Genomic DNA, 21,091 nt, shown 5'->3' with positions numbered 1-21,091 from the left:
GCCAATGCAGATCCCCTATTGCGGCACGCCGCCGGTCCCCGCCGAGCTGCTCGGCCGATTCAACGCCGATCCGGTGCTGATCGCCGTGCTTCTGTTGATCGCGGGGCTGCACTTGCGGCGCGTGGCGCGCAGCGGTGGTCCGACGGGGGCTGTGGCAGCCGGATGGGCAGTGACGGCGGCAGCGCTGCTCTCGCCGCTCTGCGCGCTGTCGGTCTCGCTGTTTTCCGCGCGCGTGGGGCAGCACATGATCCTCGCGCTGATCGCCGCGCCGCTGATCGCACTTGGCCTTCCCCGCAGCCGCGACGCATCGGCCGGCGCGATGCTGGCGAGCGGAGCGGCGTTCGCGGCGGCGCTGTGGCTGTGGCACATGCCGGCGCCCTATGCCGCCACCTTCCGCTCCGATCTGATCTACTGGACGATGCACGCCACGCTGTTCGGAAGCGCAGTGCTGCTGTGGCGCGACTTGGTCCAGCACCGCGTCGGCGGCACCTTTTCGGTGCTGGCGCTGGGTGGCCTCACCAGCGTTCAGATGGGGCTGCTCGGCGCGATCCTCACCTTCGGCGCGGGTGCGATGTTCCCCGTGCATTACGCGACAACCGCGGCCTGGGGGCTCTCGCCGCTCACCGATCAGCAGCTCGGCGGACTGCTGATGTGGGTGCCGGGGCTGATCTTCTTTCTGGTTGCCGCGAAACGAACTGTCGACGCCGTGTTTTCTGCGGACGCAGCGCCGCACGCCCCCTGATGCCTGTCGATCTCGCGTCGCTTTCGCTGGTGCTGCTCCTCGCGATCTTCGTCGGCGCGGGGGTGGTCGTCTGGCAAGCCGGAACGCGAATGACGCGGCTGGTCGATACCTTCGCGGAGCGGACCGGACTCGGCCAGGCCTTCGCCGGAATGCTATTGCTGGGCGGGATTACTTCGCTTCCCGAAGTGGCGACGGTCGGCACCGCCTCGGCAACCGGCAATCCGGCGCTCGCTGTCAACAATCTGCTCGGCAGTGCCTCTATCAACATCCTGCTGCTGGCGATCGCCGATCTGGTGTTCGGCAAGGATGCGCTCACCTCGCGCGCGGCGCGGCCGGCGACGCTGATGCAGGGCACGTTCGGAATGGTGCTGCTTTCCGGTGTCGCGATCGCCTGCGTGACCGGCGATTTCGAGGTGCCGTATCTCGGCACTGGGATCGGCACGCTGGTGCTGGCGTTCGGCTGTATCCAGGCGCTTCGCATCTCGGCGCGGTTCGAGCGCGAACATGTGTGGGAAGTGGTCAACCAACCCGAGAACCGTAAGGGCGAGCGCGAAAAGGACGAGCGCCCCACCGGCCGGGTGATCCTGTGGCTGGTGGTGGCGGCGGTGTCCATTCTGGTGGCCGGATCGGTGCTTTCGCTCACCGGCGACGCTATTGCGCAGAAGACCGGACTAGGCGCTTCGATGGTCGGCTTTGCCCTTGTCGGGCTGGGAACGTCGCTTCCCGAGCTGAGCTCGATCTTCGCGGCCTTGCGGCTGCGGCGCTACGAGATGGCTATCGGCGACATCTTCGGAACGAACCTGTTCAACGTCCAGCTGCTGCTGCTCGCCGATCTGGTCTATCGTGACGGGCCGGTGCTGGCGAATGCCGGCACCTTCGAAGTCGTCGCCGCGGGAATGGCGACGATCATGACCGGGGTGTTCGTGCTTGGGCTTCTCGAGCGGCGCGACAAGACGATCCTGCGCATGGGCCATGATTCGGCAATCGTCCTGCTGGTGTTCGGCTCAGGTCTCTTCCTGTTGTCGCGCTTCATCTAGGGGACCAGCAGCGCGGGGGCGGTCTGGTACAGCACGCCGGCGACCGAAACGATCACCAGCAGGCGGACCGAAACGATCCACAGCTTGCGGCTGTCGGCGTCGTTCGGTGTGATCCTGCCGACCAGGAACCAGCAGAGCAACAACAGTATCAGCACCACCAGCGTGGCGACGCCGATGGCGACGCGCGACGACGCCCCCGCCTCGCCGTTCAGCACGATGCCGACGCTCGCCGCGCCATAGACGAACAGGAAATGCGCGAACCAGGCACTCGGCGGCGTGAGCAGCAGCAGCCAGGTGGCGAGGGTGTGGATGGGGCCGCTCACCCGATCAGCCTCGACCAGCCGCCGATCAGCGCATGGGCTGCGATCATCTGCGGCGTCAGCAGCGCCGTCCAGAGCAGGCGCAGGCATTGCTGCCCCACGCGCTTCTCGCGGTACACGCGCTCGCGCACCGCCGCCACTGCCATGAACAGCGCATAGATGGTGACCGCGACGATCAGCTGGCCGTTGAGGAAGCTGAACGTATAGACCATCGCGCCATAGCTGGTAGCGCTCGGCACGATGTGCCACTTGCCCGCCAGTTCGACCGCGAAGGCGGCGAGCAGCAGCACGACCGACAGCAGCAGCCAGAACAGATATTTGCCCTTCGGCGACCCGCGCGCGGGCAAGGTGGCGCTCGAGGCCCAGAGCGTCAGAGCGCTGAGGCCGACCAGCGCGGACGAGACGAGCTGCGACCAGAGCAGCGGCGGTTCGATTCCCGGTGGAGGCCATGCCCCCGGCCGTCCGCCCCAGAGGAAGAACCAGCCGAACACCAGGCAAGCGAAGATCATCCCGAAGACGACCACCAGCACCGAGGTGGACCAGAAGCCATGGTTCTTCGTGCCCGAGACGTAGCGCGGCAGCATCAGCCCCCCGCCGACATGAACCGGCTCGCCCGGCTCGCCATCCAGCTCCCACAGCCAGCGGCAGGCGGAATAGATCGCGCCGACGCCGAATATCGCTGCCAGCCACAGGATCTTCACGGTCAGCGAGAGGAAGAATCCGGCGGTACCGATCGCAGTGAACAGATGCCACACGCTGGGGCCGGGGATCGTCATCAGATATTGCGGCGTCGCGTTGATCGGGCTGGTGACGATCGTTTCGCGGCGCCCGGTCGGCGCATCCGGAAGGAACCACTGCCCCTTCTCGACTTCGTCCGACAGGCCGGGGTTGGTCCACAGCGGCTCCCGGCTGTCGATCACCGGCAGCGAGCGCGCGGCATAATCGCCCTGCGGGAGCCATTCGAGCGTGCCGCCCTTGTACACGTTGCCAGCCGGCGGCTCGCCGAAGCGAAACTTCTGGATCAGGTCGAAGACGACGATCGCGACGCCCGCGGCGAGGATCAGCGCGCCGATGGTGGAGACCATGTTGACGAAGCCGAGCCCCTGATCGGGCAGATAGGTGTAGACGCGGCGCGGCATGCCCATCAGCCCCGTCCAGTGCATGATGAGGAAGGTGCCGTTCATGCCGATGAACATCAGCCAGAAGGCCACTTTGCCGCGCTTTTCGGAGAGCGCGTTCACGCTCACCATCGGCGTCCAGTAGTAGATTGCGGCGAACAGCGGGAACACCATCCCGCCGATCAGCACGTAATGGAGGTGGGCAACGACGAAATAGCTGTCGTGCGCCTGCCAGTCGAACGGCACCATCGCGACCATCACGCCGGTGAGCCCGCCCATCACGAAGATCACGATCGCGCCGATCACGAACAGCGCGGGTACGTTGAGCTCGATCTTCTTCGCCAGCATCAGCGTGGCGATCCACGCGAACACCTGAACCCCCGCCGGGATCGACACCGCCATCGATGCGGCGGAGAAGAAGCTCACCGAAATGTCGGGAATGCCCGCCGCGAACATGTGATGCGCCCACACGCCGAAGCTGATGAAGCCGGTGGCGATCAGGGCGAAGACGACCAGCCGGTGCCCGACGAGCGATTTGCGCGCGACGACCGGCACGATCATCGACGTCAGCCCCGCCGCCGGCAGGAAGATGATGTACACCTCCGGATGGCCGAAGAACCAGAAGAGATGCTGCCACAACAGCGGATCGCCGCCCGCCTCGGCGAGGAAGAAGGGCCAATGGAATGCGCGCTCGAGTTCGAGCAGGATCGTCGAGAGGATGACCGCGGGGAAGCCGATGATGATCATGCCCGCGAACACCAGCATCGCCCATCCGAAGATCGGCAGCTTGTCGAGCGTCATCCCCGGCGAGCGGGTGCGCAACACGCCGACGACGATTTCGATCGCGCCCGCGATGGCGCTGATCTCGATGAAGCCGATGCCGAGCAGCCACCAGTCCTGATTGCCGTCGGGCGAAAAAGTGTAGCTGGTGTGCGGCGGATACATGAACCAGCCGCCATCGGGCGCCACGCCCCAGAACAGCGACGTGAAGAACACGAGGCCGCCGATCAGATAGGCCCAGAAAGCGAAGGCGGAGAGGCGCGGGAAGGGCAGGTCGCGCGCCGCGAACATCTGCGGCAGCAGCAGCACCCCCATTGCCTCCACCGCGGGCACGGCGAACAGGAACATCATGATCGTGCCATGCATGGTGAAGACCTGGTTGTAGGTCTCCTGCCCCATGAACTCGTTCAGCGGCATCGCGAGCTGAAGCCGCATCAGCACTGCCAGGATACCGCCCAGCACGAAGAACAGCAGCGCCGCGCCGACATACCAACTGCCGACATAATCGTTGTTTACGACGGTGAGCACACGCCAGCCGCCGGGTTTCTCCCAGACCTTCTCCAGCAGCTCGAGCTCGCCCCCGGGCCGCTCGGAGCGGTCGGGCAGCCGGGCCTTCGCCCGCTCGAAGGCTTCGCATTCCTCTGCGTCGGTCATTCGAGCATCGAGAGCCATTGCGAGACTTCATGCGCCTCGGCTTCGGACAAATAGGGATAGGCGGGCATGAGGTTTCCGGGCTTCACTTCCTCGGCATGGCGCGTCCAGCGCGTGAGATTCTCGGTCGTGTTCGGCAGGATGCCGGCGGCGATGGTGGTGCGGGTGGCCAGGTGGGTGAGTTCGGGCCCGGTGATGCCGCCCGCGATCATGCCGCGCACGCGATGGCAGCTGCCGCAGCCCAGCGCGTCGAAGCGGCGGGCGCCCGGCGCATTGGCCAGCGCGGGCGGAATAGGAAGCTGCTGATTGGCTTCCCAGGCCGCATAGTCGGCGGGAGGCAGCGCACGGACGCGGAACTGCATCAGCGCGTGCGGGCCGCCGCAATATTCGGCGCAGATCCCGAAATAGATGCCCGGACGGTCGGCCTGAAGGTTCAGATGATTGATCCGGCCGGGCACCATGTCGCGCTTGCCGCCCAGCTGGGGCACCCAGAAGCTGTGGATCACATTGGTCGAACGCAGCTCGAGGTGCACCGGGCGGCCGACCGGGATCACCAGCTCGTTCGCCGTCTCGAAACCGGGATAGTTGATGCGCCACCACCAGCGCTCGCCGGTGATGCGCACGTCGAGCGCACCCGGACGCCGCTCGCTGCTCGCGAGCGAGGCTGTCATGGTCAGCCCGATTACCAGCAGCACGGTGAGCACGCCGATCGGGAAGAAGAAGCCGAGCGCCAGCACCGTGCGCTCGTTGGCCAGCCGCGTCTTCAGTCGTTCCGAGCCGCGCAGAGCAATCCAGAGGAAAGCGAGCACGAGCAGCAGGATCAGACCGCCGCCGATGAACAGTGCCCAGCTGAGCACCGCCACCGGATGCGCGGCGGGGCCTGCGCTTTCCAGCACGAGCGCGGCGCCTTCGGTCACTGCCCGGTCGCTCCTGGCATGTGGCTGCTCCTCCCGAGTGCCTGAATGCCTCGGTCCGCCAATGGTTGCGGTTCAACTCGTTTCGCTTCCGAAAATCGTGCGGAATTCGGGAACGCGAGCGGCGCTGGAGGTTTGTGGCTGCATGGGGCAGCTCTTCAGCCAGCGCGCGGACCGTCGGCTGCGCCGGATCGCGCTGGCGGTTCTGGCACTGGCGGTGCTGCTGTTCGCATGGGGCATGATGCGGACGAGCGGCGCGGCGGCAGGCGACGTCGGCAAGCCGGTGGCGCAGCCGATCCCGTTCAGCCATCGCCAGCATGTCTCGCTGGGGCTCGATTGCGCCACCTGCCACGAAACGGCGGATACGGCCGCCGAGGCGGGCATGCCCGGGACCGAGACTTGTCTTGCCTGCCACGACGACCTGTTCCGGGGCACCCGCGCGCTCCAGCCGCTGCACGAGGCGGCGCAGTCGAACCGGCAGATCGCCTGGAACGCCGTGACGAACCTGCCGGAGGTCGCGCGCTTTCATCACGGGATGCATGTGCGCTCGGGCGTGCCCTGCGCCGCATGCCACGGCGACGTTGCGACGATGGAGACCACGACCAAGGCCAAGCCGCTGACGATGCAGTGGTGCGTCGAATGTCATCGCGAGGTGCAGGATCCGGCCTCCGACAGTGCGATCCGGCCGATTTCGGAATGGCATCGCGACCTCACCGATTGTTCGGTGTGCCATTATTGATGGCGCGCGACCCGGCTCTCGACGTCGCACGGGCGGCCTATCCGGAGCTGGCGGAAGCGGCGCTGGTCGACCGGCGCATGGCGCTGAAGCTGATGGCGGCATCGGCCGCGCTGGCGGCGGCGAGCGGCTGTACCGGGCCGGGCGAGCGGCGCACCCTTGCCGCCGGAGGATCGCGCGCGACCGTGCCGACCACACTGGAGCAGAACGGCCTCGGCTTCGGCGTCACCGTCGAAACCGTCGACGGCCATCCGGTGAAGATCGAAGGCCATCCCGAGCATCCCGCGAGCCTTGGCCGCAGCAATGTCTTCGCGCAGGCCGCGCTGCTGACGCACTATGATCCGGAGCGGCTGCGCCGGCCGGTGCTCGACGGCCGCGAGGCCGGATGGGATGCCGTGCAGCGGTTGCTCGCCGGGCTGCGCGGGGATGAAGGCGCGGGGCTGCACATCCTGATCGAGCCCGCCGCCTCGCCGACGCTCGAACAAATGGTGGGGGAGGCGCAGGCGGCGCTGCCGCGTGCGCATTTCTACGGCCACCGCGCGCTGCCGCTTGCCCTCACGCCGCAGCCGGATTTCGGCGCGGATGTGATCGTTTCGCTCGGATGCGATTTCCTGGGTCCGGGTCCGGCGCAGGTCGCCAATGCCGCCGCCTGGATCGCCGCACGTCGCCGCGCCCGGGCCACCGGACGCACATCTCGGCTGGTGGTGATCGAAAGCGTGCCCTCGCTGACCGGCGCGCGCGCCGATCTGCGCATCGCGGCGAGCCCGTCCGAGATGACCGCGCTCGCCGCGGCGCTGGCCGAGCGCTCGCTCGATCGTCTGCCGCCCGCGCTCGGCGCCAGTCTTGCAAATGCCGGACGCGTCGAGCTGGTGGCGGGGCAGGAGGCGCCGGCGGCGGTGCGCGCGGCGCTGCGAACGAGCGGCGACGGCGACCCCGCGCCTGTGCTCGAAGGCGCTGCCCTGCGGCCCTTGCCAATGCTCGCCGGGGCGCTCGCGGCCGGGAACGTCCGGACGCTTCTCATCCTCGGCGGCAATCCGCTCTACGATGCGCCGCCCGACCTGCGAATTGCGGAGCGGCTGCGGCGCGCGGGAACGAGCCTGTATCTCGGCAGCGAGGCGAACGAGACGGCGGTTGCCTGCCGCCACCGGCTGCCGTCCAAGAGCGCACTGGGGCGGTGGGGTGACCTGCGTGCATTCGACGGGACCGTCTCGCTGGTGCGACCCGTCGTGCGCGAGGCGGGGCTGACCGCGATCGAGCTGCTGGCGGCGCTTGCCGGACGCGCACCCGATGGCGAGGCGCTGGTGCGTGCCACGCACGGCCTGGACAGCGCCGAGCTCGATGCCCTGTCGGGCGGTATCCTGATCCCGGGTGCCGCTCCCGCGCCAGCGGCCGCCGCGCCGCCTGTTCCGGCACCGACGCCTCCGGCCGCGCCCGGCACCGTCGCGCTCGTCCTGCGACCGAGCACCAATCTGTGGGACGGGAGCCTGTCGGGAAATGCCTGGGCGCAGGAGCTTCCCGATCCGATCACGGGCCTTGCCTGGGGAAATGCCGCGACGCTGGCACCCGAGGATGCGGAGGCGTGGGGGATCGCCGACGGCGAGCTGATCGAACTCGCGGCCGGATCGGCCAGCGTGACCGTGCCGGCCAAGCGGCTGGCAGGGCAGGCGCGCGGCACTGTCGGTCTCGCGCTCGGCTATGGCCGCCTCACCGGCCTTGGCGCGGATGTCGGCGTCAACGGCTTCGCGCTCGCCGGGAACGGGCTGGTGCGCGATGGCGTGCGGCTGCGCAGGGCAGGCGGCACCGCGCGGCTGATCTATCCCAACGAACCCTTCCGCACCGGCGAGAACGACCCGGTGCGCTGGGTCGCCCCGGGCGAGGCGATCGCCGCGGCCGAAGACACGCCCGGTTTCGCGACGCCACGGCCGCAGGCGGCGAAGCAATGGGGAATGGCGATCGACCTCGATGCCTGCATCGGCTGCAACGCCTGCACGATTGCCTGTCAGGCGGAAAACAACATCCCCGTCGTAGGGCCGGAGGAAGTGGCGATGGGCCGCGTGATGCACTGGATCCGTGTCGATCGGCACGAATCCGGCGATGGCGGCAGCCCCGCCAGCGCGCATCAGCCGGTCCCGTGCATGCATTGCGAAACGGCGCCCTGCGAGCCGGTTTGTCCGGTGGAGGCGACGACTCATTCGAGCGAGGGTCTCAACCAGATGACCTATCAGCGCTGCATCGGCACGCGCTCCTGCTCGAACAACTGCCCCTACAAAGTCCGGCGCTTCAACTGGTTCGACTATGCCGCCGACGCGCCGATGCCCGAACGCGGGCAGAATCCCCGCGTCCACGTTCGCGAACGGGGCGTGATGGAGAAATGCACCTATTGCGTGCAGCGGATCGAAGCAGTGCGCACCGGAGACGCGGAGGGGCCACCGGTGACCGCGTGCCAGCAGGCGTGCCCGACCCGCGCGATCGTCTTCGGCGACATCTCCGATCCCGAAAGCGCGGTGGCGGAGGCGCGGCGCAGTCCGCGCAATTACGCGCTGCTGGACGGGCTGAATCTTCAGCCGCGCACGACCTATCTCGCCCGCGTGAAGGCCGGTGACTGAGGATCGGATCCATGTGCGCAGGGCCGATGCGCTTGCGTCGATGCCGCTGGCGGACAGCTATGGGTGGCGGTGGCGGCTGGCCATCGCCGCCGCGGGGCTGTGCACGCTGCTGCTGATCCCTGGCCTCGGCCTGCCGCTGGTCGCCGGGATCGGCGTGTGGGGAAACAACATTCCCTTCGTCTGGGGCTTCGATCTCGCCAATTACGGTTGGTGGATCGGCATCGCGAACGGGGCGGCGCTGTTCGCGGCGCTGCTCGTGCTCTGGCGGGCGCCGCTGCGGGTCGCGACCAATCGGCTGGCCGAAACGCTGGCGCTGGCCGCTGCGGTATGTGCCGGCCTCTATCCGGTCTTCCATCTCGGCAAGCCCTGGCTCGCCTGGTGGATGGCCCCGGTGCCGCAGCAGACGGGGCTGTGGCCGCAGCCGATGAGCCCGCTCACCTGGGATTTCTGGGCGATCCTCGCCTATCTCAGCACCATCGCGCTGTTCTGGTATATCGGCATGCTGCCCGATCTGGCGCGGCTGCGCGATCAGGCACGCACCCGGCGGACGGCCCGGCTCTACGGCGTTGCCGCGCTCGGCTGGTATGGGTCGCAGCGGCAATGGGCGCTGCAGCAGCGCGCGTACCGCGTGATCGCCCTGTCGGTGATCCCCTTCCTGTTCGTGATGCAGACGATCGTCTCGCTGGAACTCGCCGTCACCATCGTTCCCGACTGGCACGATACCGGGCTGCCGGTGCGCATGGTGGTGAACGGCTTCGCGTCCGGCCTCGGCATGGTGCTGTTCGTCTCTGCCACCTTCGGCCGCACCCTGCAGGTGACCGAGGGTGGCCGCGACGGCGTGCTCGACCGGCTCGGTCGCCTGGTCCTCGCGACGGCCCTGATCGCCGCCTTCGTTATCGCGCTGACCACGCTCATCGAATGGCTCGGCCCGGAAGGCTCGGGCACCGTCCGGCGGTGGACCAGCGGGACCGGTGCCTGGCTCACCTGGGCGAGCGTCGGCCTCGTGACGCTGGTTCCGCAGCTCCTCTGGTTCGAGCCGGTGCGCCGCAGCCGCCTGTTCGCCGCGCTGATCGGCCTCGGCATCGCCGCCGGCGTCTGGATCGACCATTTCGTGGTGATCGTGCTGGGCCTGTCGGAGGATCGGCTGATCGCCCCGCCGAACCTCTATCGGCCGAATTGGGCGGAGGTCGCGCTGCTGGCCGGCACGATCGGCCTGTTCGCGCTCCTGCTGCTGCTCGCCGCCCGGATCGTGCCGCTGATCGCCCGCTACCATGTCCGCGGCGAAGAGGTGCCCGAATGATCGTTGCGGTGTTCGAGCGCGAGGATGCGGCGCGGCATGCCCTGAACCGGATCGGCGGGCGCTGGCCGGCGACGCTGCAGAGCGGAACGCCGCTCGAGCACTCAGGCGAGGAGCAACGCCTCGGTCGGATCATCGCCCGGGCCGCGGCGGCAGGCGCGGTGGCCGGCGCGGCGATCGCCGTCTCGGTGCAATGGTGGACCGCCACCATCGCCTATCCGCTCGACATCGGCGGCCGCCCGAGCCCAGCCTGGGGCAGCTATGTGCCGGCGGCGATCGCGCTCGCGATGCTCTGGAGCGCGGCGGCGGCATTCGTCGCCTTTCTGGTGGCGAGCGGCTTGCCCCGATTGCATCACCCCTTTCTCGCGAGCGAAGCGCGCGATGCGCTCTATCGCGGCTGTGTGCTGCTTTCGGTCGAGTGCCCCGAGGAGGAGCACGGCGAGGCCGAAGTGCTGATCGGCGAGGCCGGACCAAGCAGCATCGTGGTGGTCGAGGAATGATTAGGAGCGCGCCGCCCCGCTGGGCCTGGAGCATCGTGCTGCTGGCGACGGCGGCAGCGGCTGCGCTCGGGTTCGTGGCGCCGCCGCTGAGCGGGTGGCGGCAGGCGGTCACGGTGATCGCCGGATTGGGCGGAGGCTCGGTGCTGCTCGCGATGATCGGCCGGTTGCTCGGGCGCGAGTGGCTTGAAGTGCTCGAGGACGAGTTGCTTCCGGGCGGCGCGCTGCTGCTGCTTGCTGCGGTGCTGGCGCTCCCCTTCCTTTCGGTTGCGGCGCCGGACCCGGGCACTCTCTTTGGCTCTGAGGGGCTGACGCCCCAGCGCGCCTGGTGGTTCGCTCCCGGGGCGATGGCGCTGCGGCTCGTGCTGTTCGTCGCGGCGGGAGCAGCGCTGGCGGCGGCGATGACCTGGTGGACGCGGGCGCGGCGGAAGATCTCGGCGCTCGGCTTGCCGGCATTCGGGGCGCTGTTCGCGCTCGCCGCAATCGACTGGATCGTGATGCGCGCTCCGTTATGGTGGACGGCGCTGCAGCCGATCGGCTTCGTGGTGAACCAGCTTACCGGAGCGCTCGCGCTCGCCTTCGTGTTCAACATCGTCCAGCGCGAGAAGACCGATCACGCGGCGCTGGCCAGCGTCGCCGCCGCGCTGCTGACGCTGGCGCTGCTCGGGCTGTGGATCGGCTTCGTCCAGTATCTCGTCGCCTGGTATGGCAATTTGCCCGCCGCGGCCGCCTGGTATCAGGTCCGCGGAGGCGCACTCCCCTGGCTGCTGCCGGCGGCGATCGGCCTGCAGATCACCGGTGTGCTGGTGTTGCTGGCCCGGCGGAGCAAGCGCACGATGCTGGGAGCGTCAGTGGCGCTTCTTGGGGCCTATCTGCTGCATGGCCTCTGGATCGCGGGGCCGATGCTTCCCGATGGGCCCGCCGACTGGGCGGTGTTTGCCGGGCTGCTGGTGCTGGCGGCGTGCTGGCTGGCGCTGCTTGCGCGCTGGTACGACGCGAAGATCGTCTCGCGCGAACGAACCGAGGGGCCGCAATAGCTGCCGCCCGGATGCATCCTCGGCACCGCCAAGGCGTTGGCTCCTAAAGAAATGCGAACAGCGGAGACGATCATGTCAGACGAAAAGGACGCAAAGAAGCCGATGCCGGCGGACGGTCGCGACGGCCGGAAGGGTGCGCCCGATGGAGTGTCGAGCACGGCCTCGGGCGGAGCGAGCCAGGGCGACAGCTATCCGACGCCGCGCGGCGCGGGCGGTGCGGGAGACCGCAAGCCATTCGGAAAACATGGTGGCCAGTCGACGATGGGCTATCACGGGCCCGAGCAACTCGGCGACGAGGAAATCGAAGACGGCGGTAATCAGAACGCCGGAAGTCAGACCGGCTGAAATGACCGGCGTGGGCCATCGGTAGCCGTGTCAGCCCGGAAGACGTACGAAGCTGGGTGCCACATGATAGGGCAGCTTCTCGAGCTTCAGGCCTTCGCGCGCGACCAGCTCCTCCGCGGCGCGCGTCGCGCCGGCAACGAGGCCATAATCGTCGAACAAGATCAGCCCGCCCGGCGCCATGTGCGGGAAAAGCTGCTCGATTGCGAAGGCGGTGGGCTCGTACACGTCCATGTCTAGATGCAGCAGCGCCACGCGCAGCTCGGGCTTGCGCGTGAGCAGATCAGGCAAGGTTTCGAACACATTTCCCTCATGCAGGTGCACGTTGCCGATTGCCTTCTCGGCAAAGAGCTGCGCGAGCGTCGCGCGTGCGATTCCCTCGCCGCGCTCCCCCTCGAAGCGTTCGATGAAGTCGCGGTCGCTGGCGTCGTCAACGCCGTTGCGCGGGAACGCTCCGAACGCGTCCAGCCCGTGAATTTCGCGGCTTCCCTCATGCTCGAGCAGCGCCCGGTACATCGCGAAGCGCATCAGCGACGCGCCCTTGTACACGCCAAGCTCGACCACCGCGCCGGGAAGCCCCTGAATTTCCCGATAGAGCTCCAGATGGGCTAGCAGCTTGCCCATGCGGCCGACCTGCCCGCGCAGGTAGAAGGTGTTCTCGGCCTCGGCGGCCGCTTCGGCAGGTGCGGGAAGATAGGACATGGCGAACCTTTGCAACGGGCGCAGTGCCGGCTCGGCACCGATGCTTCCATTCTAGTCAGATCCCGTCCGTGCGACCCGCGGGGTAGGAAATAATTTCCTAGTGCGGCCCGGCCGCATCCCGGCGCTTCTATAAAAGGGAAGACCGCAACGACCCGTTTGTCCCGTTCTGGAGTGCCGATGAGCGATCTGTCCGCCCTGTTCGAGAACCCGATCGGCGCCACGTTGCGCGGGCGGCCTTGATGCGGGTCCTGTTCTATCTTCCGGTCGTCACGCCTTGGTGGTTCGAACACATCGTGACTCCGATCCTGCGCAAGATCGCCACTGTGGCCGAGGTGCATGTGCTTGCGCCCACCAGCTGGCGAAACACTGGGGTCGGGCCCGAGCAGCTCGCCCACTGCCTAGATCTTGAAGAGGTTAACTGGCAGATCATCGACAGTCCGGATCCCGCGACCCTCAGGACCAAATCAGGCGATGCGGCCGAGCTGGTGGCGCATGTGCGCGGATTGGCGCCGGACCTCGTCCTGTGCCGAACCGCCGATTTCGAGACCGCGCGCAAATTTCCCGGGACGGTGCGGTTCCTGATGGAAGGTTCCGCTGCGCCGTTCCACTTCGACGCATCGACGACGATCACCGACCAGCCGTTCGTCAACGGCGCAATGCCGGAGCTGGGCGCCTCCGATCGCGCCTCGCTCGACTCCCTGATCGCTCCGCTCTGGGCCGAGATGCGCACTCACTGGCAGCGCGCGATTCCCGATCGCGGTGCGGTGTTCCGGCAGGCCGGCATCCCCGAGGACAGGCCGATGCTGCTCCTGCCGCTCGAATATGAGCATGAGGAGAATTTCTTCCTCCAGCATCGCGTTCCGCAGGTCAGCAACCGCGCGCTCGTCACGAAGACCGCAAAGCAGCTTGCAGGCAAATGCACGCTGGTGGTGACCGATCATCCGCTGAATGCGCGGCATCTCGATCGGCGAGGCCTTCGCGACACGATTGCCCAACTCGGAAAACGCGTGATTCTTGCCGAGCCGACCATTCTGGGCTTTCCCGCCACGCTCACGCTTGCGGTCCATGCCGACGGCATGTTGCTGGGTGATTCGAAGAGCTTTGGTATGGCTGCCGCTTTCGGCGTCCCGATCCTGCGCCGCTCGCGTTTCACCAGCGCCAGCTGGCTCAACGCGGAAACCGATCTCGGCCGGTTCGTCGCCGCCGCTCGATCGGGAGAGGCGCGGGCCCCGTCCGAGGAAGACACGCGGCTCTGGTTTGCCTATCACTTTGCGAACGAAGCCTTTTATTCGCCGGACCCCGATCTGACGGGATCGGAGCTGATCGATCGGGCGCTGCGGCCGGTGAATCCCGAGCGCTGGGAGGCTGGCATCGGGCGAATTCGCGCAGTGAAGCCGGAGTATCTCCATTGATCGCTCCCGCAATCGTCCGGCCGAGCCCGCTCGCCGCGCACGCCGCCTGCGACTGGTTCGCCGAAGTCATCGCCGGCGAACGGCGCGCGCTCGAGCAGCTCGAACGCGCGGTTCCGGCCAGCGTCGCCGCCGCGGTCGAACTGATCGCTGCGCAGGAACGTCCGCTCACCTGCGTCGGCGTAGGGAAATCGGGATTAGTCGGGGCGAAGGTCGCGGCGACCTTCTCGAGCCTCGGCACGCCGGCCTTCTTCCTCAATGCCGCCGAGGCCGCGCACGGCGATCTGGGAGCGGTGCAGGAAGGCAATGTCGTCCTGCTCTTCTCGAACAGCGGAACGACCGAGGAGATCTGCCGCATCCTGCCGCTGCTGCGCGCGCGCGGATGCATTCTGATCGGCATCGTCGGACAGCCGGATTCGCCGCTCGGCCGCGCGGTCGATCATCTGATCCCGGCAATGATCGAGCGCGAGGCGGACCATATCGGCATGGCGCCGACCGCCAGCACGACGCTCCAGATGGCGATCGGCGACGGGCTGGCGGTTGCCGCCAGCCGGGCGCGGGCGTTTACCCGCGAGGATTTTCTGCGCCACCATCCGGCGGGCCTTCTCGGCCGGCAGATGATCCCCGTGCGTACCCTGATGCGAACCGGTGCCGCCTTGCCGACGGTGCTGCCGTCGGCTTCGGTGGCGGAGCTGCTCGCGGTGATGTCGGGGCGGCGGATGGGCGCCGCCTGCGTCGTCGATCATGCGAACCGACTTCTCGGTCTTGTCGTCGACGGCGACATCCGACGCCATTTCCAGGCCCGCCACGACGTGTACGACACCCAGGCCCATGCGCTGATGCAGCGCGCGCCGCAGGTGATTGACATCGGGGCGACGCTCGGCGACGCGATCCTGATGCTGCGCGAGCGTGGCGGCGGCGGGCTCCTCGTCCTGCCGGTGACCGATTCCGAGGGGCAGCTGCACGGCATGCTCCACGCGCACGACATCCTGAACGGTTGAGCCCATGAACATCGTTGCCTTCATCCCCGCCAAGGGAACCAGCGAGCGCGTCGCCGGAAAGAACACGCGCGTCCTCGACGGCGAGCATCTCTTCAAGCGCAAGCTGCGCCAGGCGCTCGACTGCCCGGCGATCAGCGAAGTGTGCCTCGACACCGAAAGCGACGCACTGGCCGAGCTCGCTAGCGATCTGCCTGTTTCGCGGCTGGTTCGCCCGGCGGAGCTCGCCACCAACGCCACCGACGGCCATGCGCTGTTCGCGTGGGAGTGCGCGCAGCGGCCCGACGCTGATCTGTGGGTGCAGCTGCTGTGCACCGCTCCCTTCATCACTGCCGACACCATCGCGCGCGCGATCGCGGCGCTGCTCGCCGATCCGGAGGCAGACAGCCTCGTCGGAGTGAGCCGGGCGAAGCAATATTGCTGGAACGGCCAGACACCCGCCTATGGCACCGGCCGAGTCCCCAACAGTGTCGATCTTCCCGCCACGGTGGTCGAGGCGATGAGCCTCTATATCGTGCGGCGCACCGGCAACGCACCCGCTACTCGCCGCTTCGGCACCAAACCGATTCTGTTCGATCTCGACCCGCTCGAGCAGATCGACATCGACCATGACAGCGATCTTGCGATCGCCGAGACGGTCGCTGCGGGGCTGCGCGCCGCCGAAGTGACACGTTTCCGCGCGATGCGCTCGCATCTCAGCTCGTCGATCCTGTCGGACATCTCGAAGGAGCGCGGCATGCGGGTGGTGCTCCCCTCGGCGCTCCGGCCGACGAGCGGCGGCAAGCTGCTGGGGCGTGCCAAGACGCTCGAGCTGACGGCGCTCGCGCAACGGCCCGACCGCGCACCCGGAGGCGCATGGAACGGGATCTACGATGCGCTGCAATCCTATCGCTTCGTGCGGCCGGGGGACGTGATCATGGTCGCCACAGACGTTCCTGAACACGCCTATTTCGGCGATCTCAACGCCAATCTCGCGATCCGTTCGGGCGCGGTGGGGGCGGTGATCGACGGTTCGACTCGCGACACAGCCGATGTGCGGGCGCTGGGCCTGCCGGTCTTCGCGCGCAACCAGACCTGCGACGACATCAAGTATGAAGGCACGGTCAAGGCGATGAACCGGCCGATCACCATGGGCGGCATCCGCATCTGCAACGACGATGTCGTGTTCGCCGACGAGGACGGCGTGATCGTCATTCCCCGCGCCGACTGGCCCGCGATCGAGGAAGCCGCGTGGGAGATGCTCTCGAACGAGGCGCGCATCCGCATGCAGGCCGCGCGGGGGCGGGACGTGAACGCGATCCTCGACGAATGCGGGCTGTTTTGAGGAAGCCATGATGAAGACCGTGAAGCTGGGCGCGATCGAAATCGCCAACGACAGGCCGTTCGTGCTCGTCGCCGGTCCGTGCGCGATGGAAAGCCGCGCGCATGCGTTCGAAATGGCCGATGCGCTGACCGGCATGTGCGCCGAGCTGGGGATCGGGCTGATCTACAAGAGCTCGTTCGACAAGGGCAACCGGACGTCGATCGATGCGCCGCGCGGTATCGGAATGGCGCCCGCGTTGGACGTGTTTGCCGAACTGCGTGCGCGCTACGGATGTCCGGTCCTCACCGACGTGCACGAGGCGGGGCAGTGCGCCGCCGTCGCCGAGGCGGTCGACGTGCTGCAGATTCCCGCCTTCCTGTGCCGCCAGACCGACCTGCTGGTTGCGGCCGCGCAAACCGGCCGGGCGATCAACGTCAAGAAGGGGCAGTTCCTCGCGCCGCGGGACATGAAGCATGTCGCCGACAAGATCGCCGCATCGGGCAACGAGAACATCATCCTGTGCGAGCGGGGAGCGAGCTTCGGCTACAACACGCTGGTGAGCGACATGCGGGCGCTGCCGATCCTGGCGGAAACCGGCTATCCGGTGATGTTCGACGCCACCCACTCGGTGCAGCAGCCGGGCGGGCAGGGGACCAGCTCGGGCGGCCAGCGGGAATTCGTGGCGCCGCTCGCACGCGCTGCCGTCGCGGTGGGCGTGGCTGCGGTGTTCATCGAGACGCATCAGGATCCCGACAGCGCCCCGAGCGACGGGCCGAACATGGTCCCGCTGCGCGACATGCCGGCGCTGCTGCGCCAGCTCAAGGCGTTCGACGGCCTCGTCAAGCAGAGGGCCTGAGCGCCGCTCGGTTCAGCGCCCCGCCTGGCCGCGGCGCAGGAGCAGGTGCACTGCGTCGGCAACGGCGCGACTGCGCGCGAGCAGGATGCCGGTTTCGGTGGAGCCCGGGCGATAGGTGGTTCCGTCGAGCCGTTCGACCACGCCGCCGGCTTCTTTGAGCAGTAACGCTCCGGCCGCATGATCCCAGACGAGCGTGCGCCAGTAGAGCGCGAAGTCCCGCTCGCCCAGCGCCACCAGCGGGTATTCGTGTCCTGCGCAGCGCAGCGTCGGAACGATCTCTGCGACGCCGGCGGTGAGCGCAGCTACCGCATCTCGCTTCGCCTCGGGCATGGCGAAGCTGCTGACGATGCCGGCGAGCTCGGCCGGGTCCGACCGGGCAGCGGCGGCGGAGTCGAGCCGTCGACCGTCACACCATGCTCCACCGCCGCGCTCGGCGATCATCATTCGGCCGCTCAGCGGATCGTGAATCCACGAAGCGATCGTGATGCCGTCGCGGAGCAGCGCGACCATCACCGCGAAGGGCGCGCGCCCGGCGGCGAAATTGCCGGTGCCGTCGACCGGATCGACGACCCAGACCAATCCCTCGCCCAGCCGATCGAGTAGTTCGGGCGCACGCGCGCAGCGTTCCTCGCCGACGAACAGCGCCTCGGGCACCAGCGCCAGCAGCCCTTCGGCAAGCGCAGTTTCAACGGCGTGATCGGCCGCGGTCACCGGGTCGCCCGGGCCCTTCTCCTCGATCTCGTGCGCGTGCAGCGCGCGGTACCGGGGCGCGATCTCGCGCGCCGCAACTGCGCGGATCAGGTCCGCAACCTCCTCGGATAGCCGCTTCGTCATGGCGCTCCGCGCCTAGCTGAGGATTCCCCGCCGGGCGAGAGCGTGCGTGCGTCGCAGTCAGTCGAGCTCCCGAAGAAAGCGGCGCAGATCGGTGCTCAGCGCCTCCAGCCCAGCCCCGTCCTCGAACACCGAATGTCCCGCGGCATAGAGGTGCGTGCTGCGCCGGTCGCGTGGAATGCCCGCCTGATCGAGCGCGAAGATGCCCGCTTGCGGCGGCGTCGTGATGTCGTAGATGCCGCCGCCGGTGAACACCCGCAGCTCGGGCTTCTCCGCCATCGCGCGCACCAGGAACGGCGCGAAATCCGCCGACTGGTAGGAGCCGCCGACGCCGCTCCAGTCCCATTTGAAATTGATGCCGAGATTGAGGCTTCGGTATTCGCTGGGAAGCGGATAGCCGAGCTCGTCCTCCAGATAGCGGGCGATCAGCCGGCCGGTTTCGGTGCCGAGGGTCATCGACGGGTCGTCGAACGGCGGGTGGAAGTTGGACTCGGCGATCGCCCGGGTCACGCGGGCGTCGAGCTGGCCGGTGCGCAATCCGCGCTCGCCGAGCAGCTCGAGCATGAAGCGCTGCTTGTCGAGTTGCAGCCCCGCCTGCGCCAGCTGCTCGGCCGGAATGCCGATCAGCGCCGCCATGCCCTCGGCGACGCGCTGCCGCTCGGCATCGGGCAGGTCCACTCCGCGCGCGAGCGCAGGGAGATATTCGGTGCGCGCGAACTCGAGCGCCTCGGCGAAATGCTCCTGCGCGGTGCGGCCGCGCCGGTCGATCGCCTCGTGATACCAGGCGACCGCCGCCAGCGTGGGGAAGAGCACCAGCTCGGACGCGAGCGGGCCTGACGAGCCGCCGATCGCAAGCGAGAGGAGCGCGACGCCCTGGGGCAAGGGCTGCCCCGCCTCCATCTGCGCGTTGAGCACGGCAAGGGCGCGCGCGGTGCCGTAGCTTTCGCCTACCAGCACCACCGGCGATTGCGTCCGGCCATTGGCTTCGAGCCACTGCCTGATCATCGTCGTCACCGCGGCGGCGTCGCCGCTCACGCCGAACAGGCTGCTCGCGTCCGCGCCCTCCACCGGCATGCTGACGCCCGTGCCCGGCGGGTCGATGAAGACGAGATCGGCCACGTCGAGAAGACTGTAGGGATTGTCCGCCAGCGCCGCCGCCTCGCCTTCGCCGACGATGCGGCGCGGGCCGAACGCGTTCATGTGCAGCGGCGAGGAGGACGCGCCGGGGCCGCCGTTGAAGACGAACACGACCGGGCGGCGAGCGCGGTTCGGCACGTCGCGCGCGACATAGCCGAAGCTGACCGCCACCGCCGCCGGCACGCCCTGCGCGTTCGCGATCGGCTGTTCGGTGACGATTGCGTCATAGGCGACCGGCGTTCCGTTGAAGACGCCGCGGTGTTGCGTCGTCACGACGCGGGCGGTGGCCTCGGTGCGCGGCACCATCGGCTCCATCGCGCGCAGGAAGGCGGGCGGCATCGGCAGGTTGGGGTCCTGCGCGGCGGCGGGCTGGATCGCGGCTGCGGCGAGCGCGAGCGGCAACAGGCGTGTGGCGATGCGAAGCGGCATGAAATCTCCCCTTGTTGCGTCCGCCATCACACGTTCGGCAGCGCGTCGATCAGGCGTTCGATGTCGTCCATGTCGTTGAAATGCGACGGGCAGACGCGGAAGCGATTGCGCGACAGCGTGATCTTCACGCCCGCCTGCTCGAGCGGCTCGGAGAGGCGGGCATGGGCTCCCTCGAGAACGCAGGTGAACAGCGGCGCGCGGCATTCCGGCGGTGTCGCCACGCGATAACCCTTGCGCGGCAGTGCTTCGTGCAGCCGGGCGAGCATCGGCATGCGATGCGCCACGATCCGCTCGATCCCCAGCGCGAGCAGGTGCCGCAGCGACCAGTCGAGCTGTACCGCCACCGCATGCGAATGGGTGCCCATTGCGAAATGCCCCTGCGCGTCTTCGCGCGGCGCGATGTCGGCGATCGTCTCGCCGGGCGGATCGAACGGATAGACGTGCGGCTCGAAACGCGCGACCTGATAATAGCCGAAGCGCGGCCGCTCGATCTCGGCCAGCCGGTCGGCGCGGGCATAGAGGAAGCCCAGGCCGAAATCGCCCATCAGCCATTTGTAGCTGGCGCTCGCGGCGAAATCGACGCCGCTCGCGCGCACGTCGATCGGCACGGTGCCGGCGGCATGGATGATGTCGGCATAGACGCGCGCACCACGCGCATGGGCGATCGCGCAGATTGCGGCGAGATCGTGCTCGAAGCCGTTATAGGTGGAGACCAGCGACAGGCTCACCAGTCGCGTGTCGTGCGTGATCGCGCGCTCATAGGCCGCCACGTCGATGCGGCCGTCGACGGGGCGCAGCCAGGCGACGTCCATGCCGCGCTTCGCCAGCTCCTGATAGAGATAGAAGGAGCCGAAGAAGTGCAGCGTGTCGGTGACGATCCGGCCGCCCGACGCGGGAATGCCGAGCGAGTCGATCACCAGCTGCTCGCCGGCGGTGGTGCTCTGAACGAACGCGATTTCGGCGGGAGTGGCATTGATCAGCTGCGCGAAGCTGGCTTTTGCGCGTTCTTCCGCCTCGTGGGTAGGATAGGAGCGGGCTGCGGCGCGCGCGTCGTGATAGGCCTGGACCGCCTGGCGCGCGCCGAGCGGCACCGGGTGCATCGTGCCCGAATCGAGATATACGCCCGGCATCGGCGCGAAGCTTGTCTTGTCCGGCAGCGCCTGGCCGCCGAGCCGCGCGCCTGCGCCCAGCGCGACGGGCAGCGTGCCCGCGCCCGCGAGCAGGGTGCGACGGGAGAATCCGCCGCTCATCGAGGCCGATGCATTGCGAAGAGGACGGACGAGGACATTTCGTCAGGCTAGCGCAAGCGCGCTGAATAGATTTTGCGCATTTGCACGCGATTGGTTTGC

Annotated in this window: 19 protein-coding genes; 12 read left to right on the top strand and 7 right to left on the bottom strand. The window is 68.2% G+C overall.

The window, feature by feature from the left end:
* Positions 1 to 4: 4 nt before the first annotated feature.
* Both H7V21_RS03350 and H7V21_RS03345 read left to right on the top strand, forming a co-directional pair.
* Positions 5 to 742, top strand: a complete 738-nt coding sequence (locus H7V21_RS03350) for a cytochrome c oxidase assembly protein (RefSeq protein WP_188055244.1) — start codon at positions 5 to 7, stop codon at positions 740 to 742.
* The gene (locus H7V21_RS03345) at positions 742 to 1,779 is read left to right on the top strand and encodes a sodium:calcium antiporter (protein ID WP_188055242.1); all 1,038 of its coding nucleotides are present in this window, start codon (positions 742 to 744) and stop codon (positions 1,777 to 1,779) included. Before H7V21_RS03350 ends, H7V21_RS03345 begins: the two co-directional genes overlap by 1 nt.
* Here H7V21_RS03345 and H7V21_RS03340 read toward each other — a convergent pair.
* From H7V21_RS03340 to coxB, 3 genes are read right to left on the bottom strand one after another with little or no spacing between them, the layout of a single operon-like run.
* Positions 1,776 to 2,102, bottom strand: a complete 327-nt coding sequence (locus H7V21_RS03340) for a hypothetical protein (protein WP_188055241.1) — start codon at positions 2,100 to 2,102, stop codon at positions 1,776 to 1,778. The genes H7V21_RS03345 and H7V21_RS03340 overlap by 4 nt on opposite strands.
* Positions 2,099 to 4,651 carry a cbb3-type cytochrome c oxidase subunit I gene (locus H7V21_RS03335; protein WP_188055239.1) on the bottom strand — a complete coding sequence of 851 codons (2,553 nt, stop codon included), beginning with the start codon at positions 4,649 to 4,651 and terminating at the stop codon, positions 2,099 to 2,101. Before H7V21_RS03335 ends, H7V21_RS03340 begins: the two co-directional genes overlap by 4 nt.
* Complete coding sequence (gene coxB, locus H7V21_RS03330; RefSeq protein WP_188055237.1) at positions 4,648 to 5,565, bottom strand: cytochrome c oxidase subunit II; 918 nt, start codon at positions 5,563 to 5,565, stop codon at positions 4,648 to 4,650. Before coxB ends, H7V21_RS03335 begins: the two co-directional genes overlap by 4 nt.
* Before the next feature lie 142 nt (positions 5,566 to 5,707).
* Here coxB and H7V21_RS03325 point away from each other — a divergent pair, with 142 nt between their 5' ends.
* The 6 genes from H7V21_RS03325 (at position 5,708) to H7V21_RS03300 (ending at position 12,080) form a co-directional block, all read left to right on the top strand.
* Positions 5,708 to 6,301 (top strand): cytochrome c3 family protein, encoded by a 594-nt coding sequence (locus H7V21_RS03325; RefSeq protein WP_188055235.1) that lies wholly within the window; start codon positions 5,708 to 5,710, stop codon positions 6,299 to 6,301.
* Complete coding sequence (locus H7V21_RS03320) at positions 6,301 to 8,904, top strand: 4Fe-4S dicluster domain-containing protein (protein WP_188055233.1); 2,604 nt, start codon at positions 6,301 to 6,303, stop codon at positions 8,902 to 8,904. Before H7V21_RS03325 ends, H7V21_RS03320 begins: the two co-directional genes overlap by 1 nt.
* On the top strand, positions 8,897 to 10,204 hold the full coding sequence (gene nrfD, locus H7V21_RS03315; protein WP_188055231.1) for an NrfD/PsrC family molybdoenzyme membrane anchor subunit: 1,308 nt from the start codon (positions 8,897 to 8,899) through the stop codon (positions 10,202 to 10,204). Before H7V21_RS03320 ends, nrfD begins: the two co-directional genes overlap by 8 nt.
* Entirely contained in the window at positions 10,201 to 10,701 is a 501-nt protein-coding gene (locus tag H7V21_RS03310; RefSeq protein ID WP_188055229.1) for a quinol:electron acceptor oxidoreductase subunit ActD, read from the top strand. The genes nrfD and H7V21_RS03310 overlap by 4 nt, the downstream gene beginning before the upstream one ends.
* Positions 10,698 to 11,735 carry a hypothetical protein gene (locus tag H7V21_RS03305; protein WP_188055228.1) on the top strand — a complete coding sequence of 346 codons (1,038 nt, stop codon included), beginning with the start codon at positions 10,698 to 10,700 and terminating at the stop codon, positions 11,733 to 11,735. The genes H7V21_RS03310 and H7V21_RS03305 overlap by 4 nt, the downstream gene beginning before the upstream one ends.
* A gap of 72 nt (positions 11,736 to 11,807) precedes the next feature.
* A complete protein-coding gene (locus tag H7V21_RS03300; protein ID WP_188055225.1) occupies positions 11,808 to 12,080 on the top strand; it encodes a hypothetical protein in 273 nt (90 codons plus the stop codon).
* A gap of 30 nt (positions 12,081 to 12,110) precedes the next feature.
* Here the strand turns inward: H7V21_RS03300 and H7V21_RS03295 are convergent, their stop codons facing one another.
* Positions 12,111 to 12,779, bottom strand: coding sequence for a TylF/MycF/NovP-related O-methyltransferase (locus H7V21_RS03295; protein ID WP_188055223.1), 669 nt, complete (start codon positions 12,777 to 12,779; stop codon positions 12,111 to 12,113).
* Between the two features lie 239 nt (positions 12,780 to 13,018).
* On the opposite strand from H7V21_RS03295, the gene H7V21_RS03290 reads away from it, so the two are divergent.
* From H7V21_RS03290 to kdsA, 4 genes are read left to right on the top strand one after another with little or no spacing between them, the layout of a single operon-like run.
* Positions 13,019 to 14,191, top strand: coding sequence for a hypothetical protein (locus tag H7V21_RS03290; RefSeq protein WP_188055221.1), 1,173 nt, complete (start codon positions 13,019 to 13,021; stop codon positions 14,189 to 14,191).
* On the top strand, positions 14,188 to 15,189 hold the full coding sequence (locus tag H7V21_RS03285; protein WP_262503988.1) for an SIS domain-containing protein: 1,002 nt from the start codon (positions 14,188 to 14,190) through the stop codon (positions 15,187 to 15,189). The genes H7V21_RS03290 and H7V21_RS03285 overlap by 4 nt, the downstream gene beginning before the upstream one ends.
* Positions 15,190 to 15,193: 4 nt before the next feature.
* Complete coding sequence (locus H7V21_RS03280; protein ID WP_188055219.1) at positions 15,194 to 16,510, top strand: cytidylyltransferase domain-containing protein; 1,317 nt, start codon at positions 15,194 to 15,196, stop codon at positions 16,508 to 16,510.
* A gap of 10 nt (positions 16,511 to 16,520) precedes the next feature.
* Complete coding sequence (kdsA, locus tag H7V21_RS03275) at positions 16,521 to 17,345, top strand: 3-deoxy-8-phosphooctulonate synthase (protein ID WP_188056328.1); 825 nt, start codon at positions 16,521 to 16,523, stop codon at positions 17,343 to 17,345.
* Between the two features lie 12 nt (positions 17,346 to 17,357).
* Here kdsA and H7V21_RS03270 read toward each other — a convergent pair whose 3' ends face one another.
* Genes H7V21_RS03270 through H7V21_RS03260 form a run of 3 tightly spaced genes read right to left on the bottom strand, consistent with a single transcriptional unit; the run spans position 17,358 to position 20,992 of the window.
* Entirely contained in the window at positions 17,358 to 18,179 is an 822-nt protein-coding gene (locus H7V21_RS03270; RefSeq protein ID WP_188055217.1) for an inositol monophosphatase family protein, read from the bottom strand.
* A gap of 57 nt (positions 18,180 to 18,236) precedes the next feature.
* On the bottom strand, positions 18,237 to 19,742 hold the full coding sequence (locus tag H7V21_RS03265) for a S10 family serine carboxypeptidase-like protein (RefSeq protein ID WP_262503987.1): 1,506 nt from the start codon (positions 19,740 to 19,742) through the stop codon (positions 18,237 to 18,239).
* 26 nt (positions 19,743 to 19,768) lie between these two features.
* Positions 19,769 to 20,992, bottom strand: coding sequence for an aminotransferase class V-fold PLP-dependent enzyme (locus H7V21_RS03260; RefSeq protein WP_188055215.1), 1,224 nt, complete (start codon positions 20,990 to 20,992; stop codon positions 19,769 to 19,771).
* Positions 20,993 to 21,091 lie beyond the last annotated feature (99 nt).

The sequence above is a fragment of the Sphingosinithalassobacter sp. CS137 genome (assembly GCF_014334115.1).
Classification (GTDB): Bacteria; Pseudomonadota; Alphaproteobacteria; order Sphingomonadales; family Sphingomonadaceae; genus Sphingomonas.
Note: the sequence above shows the minus strand (reverse complement) of the source record. Positions and strands in the feature narration are given on the sequence as shown.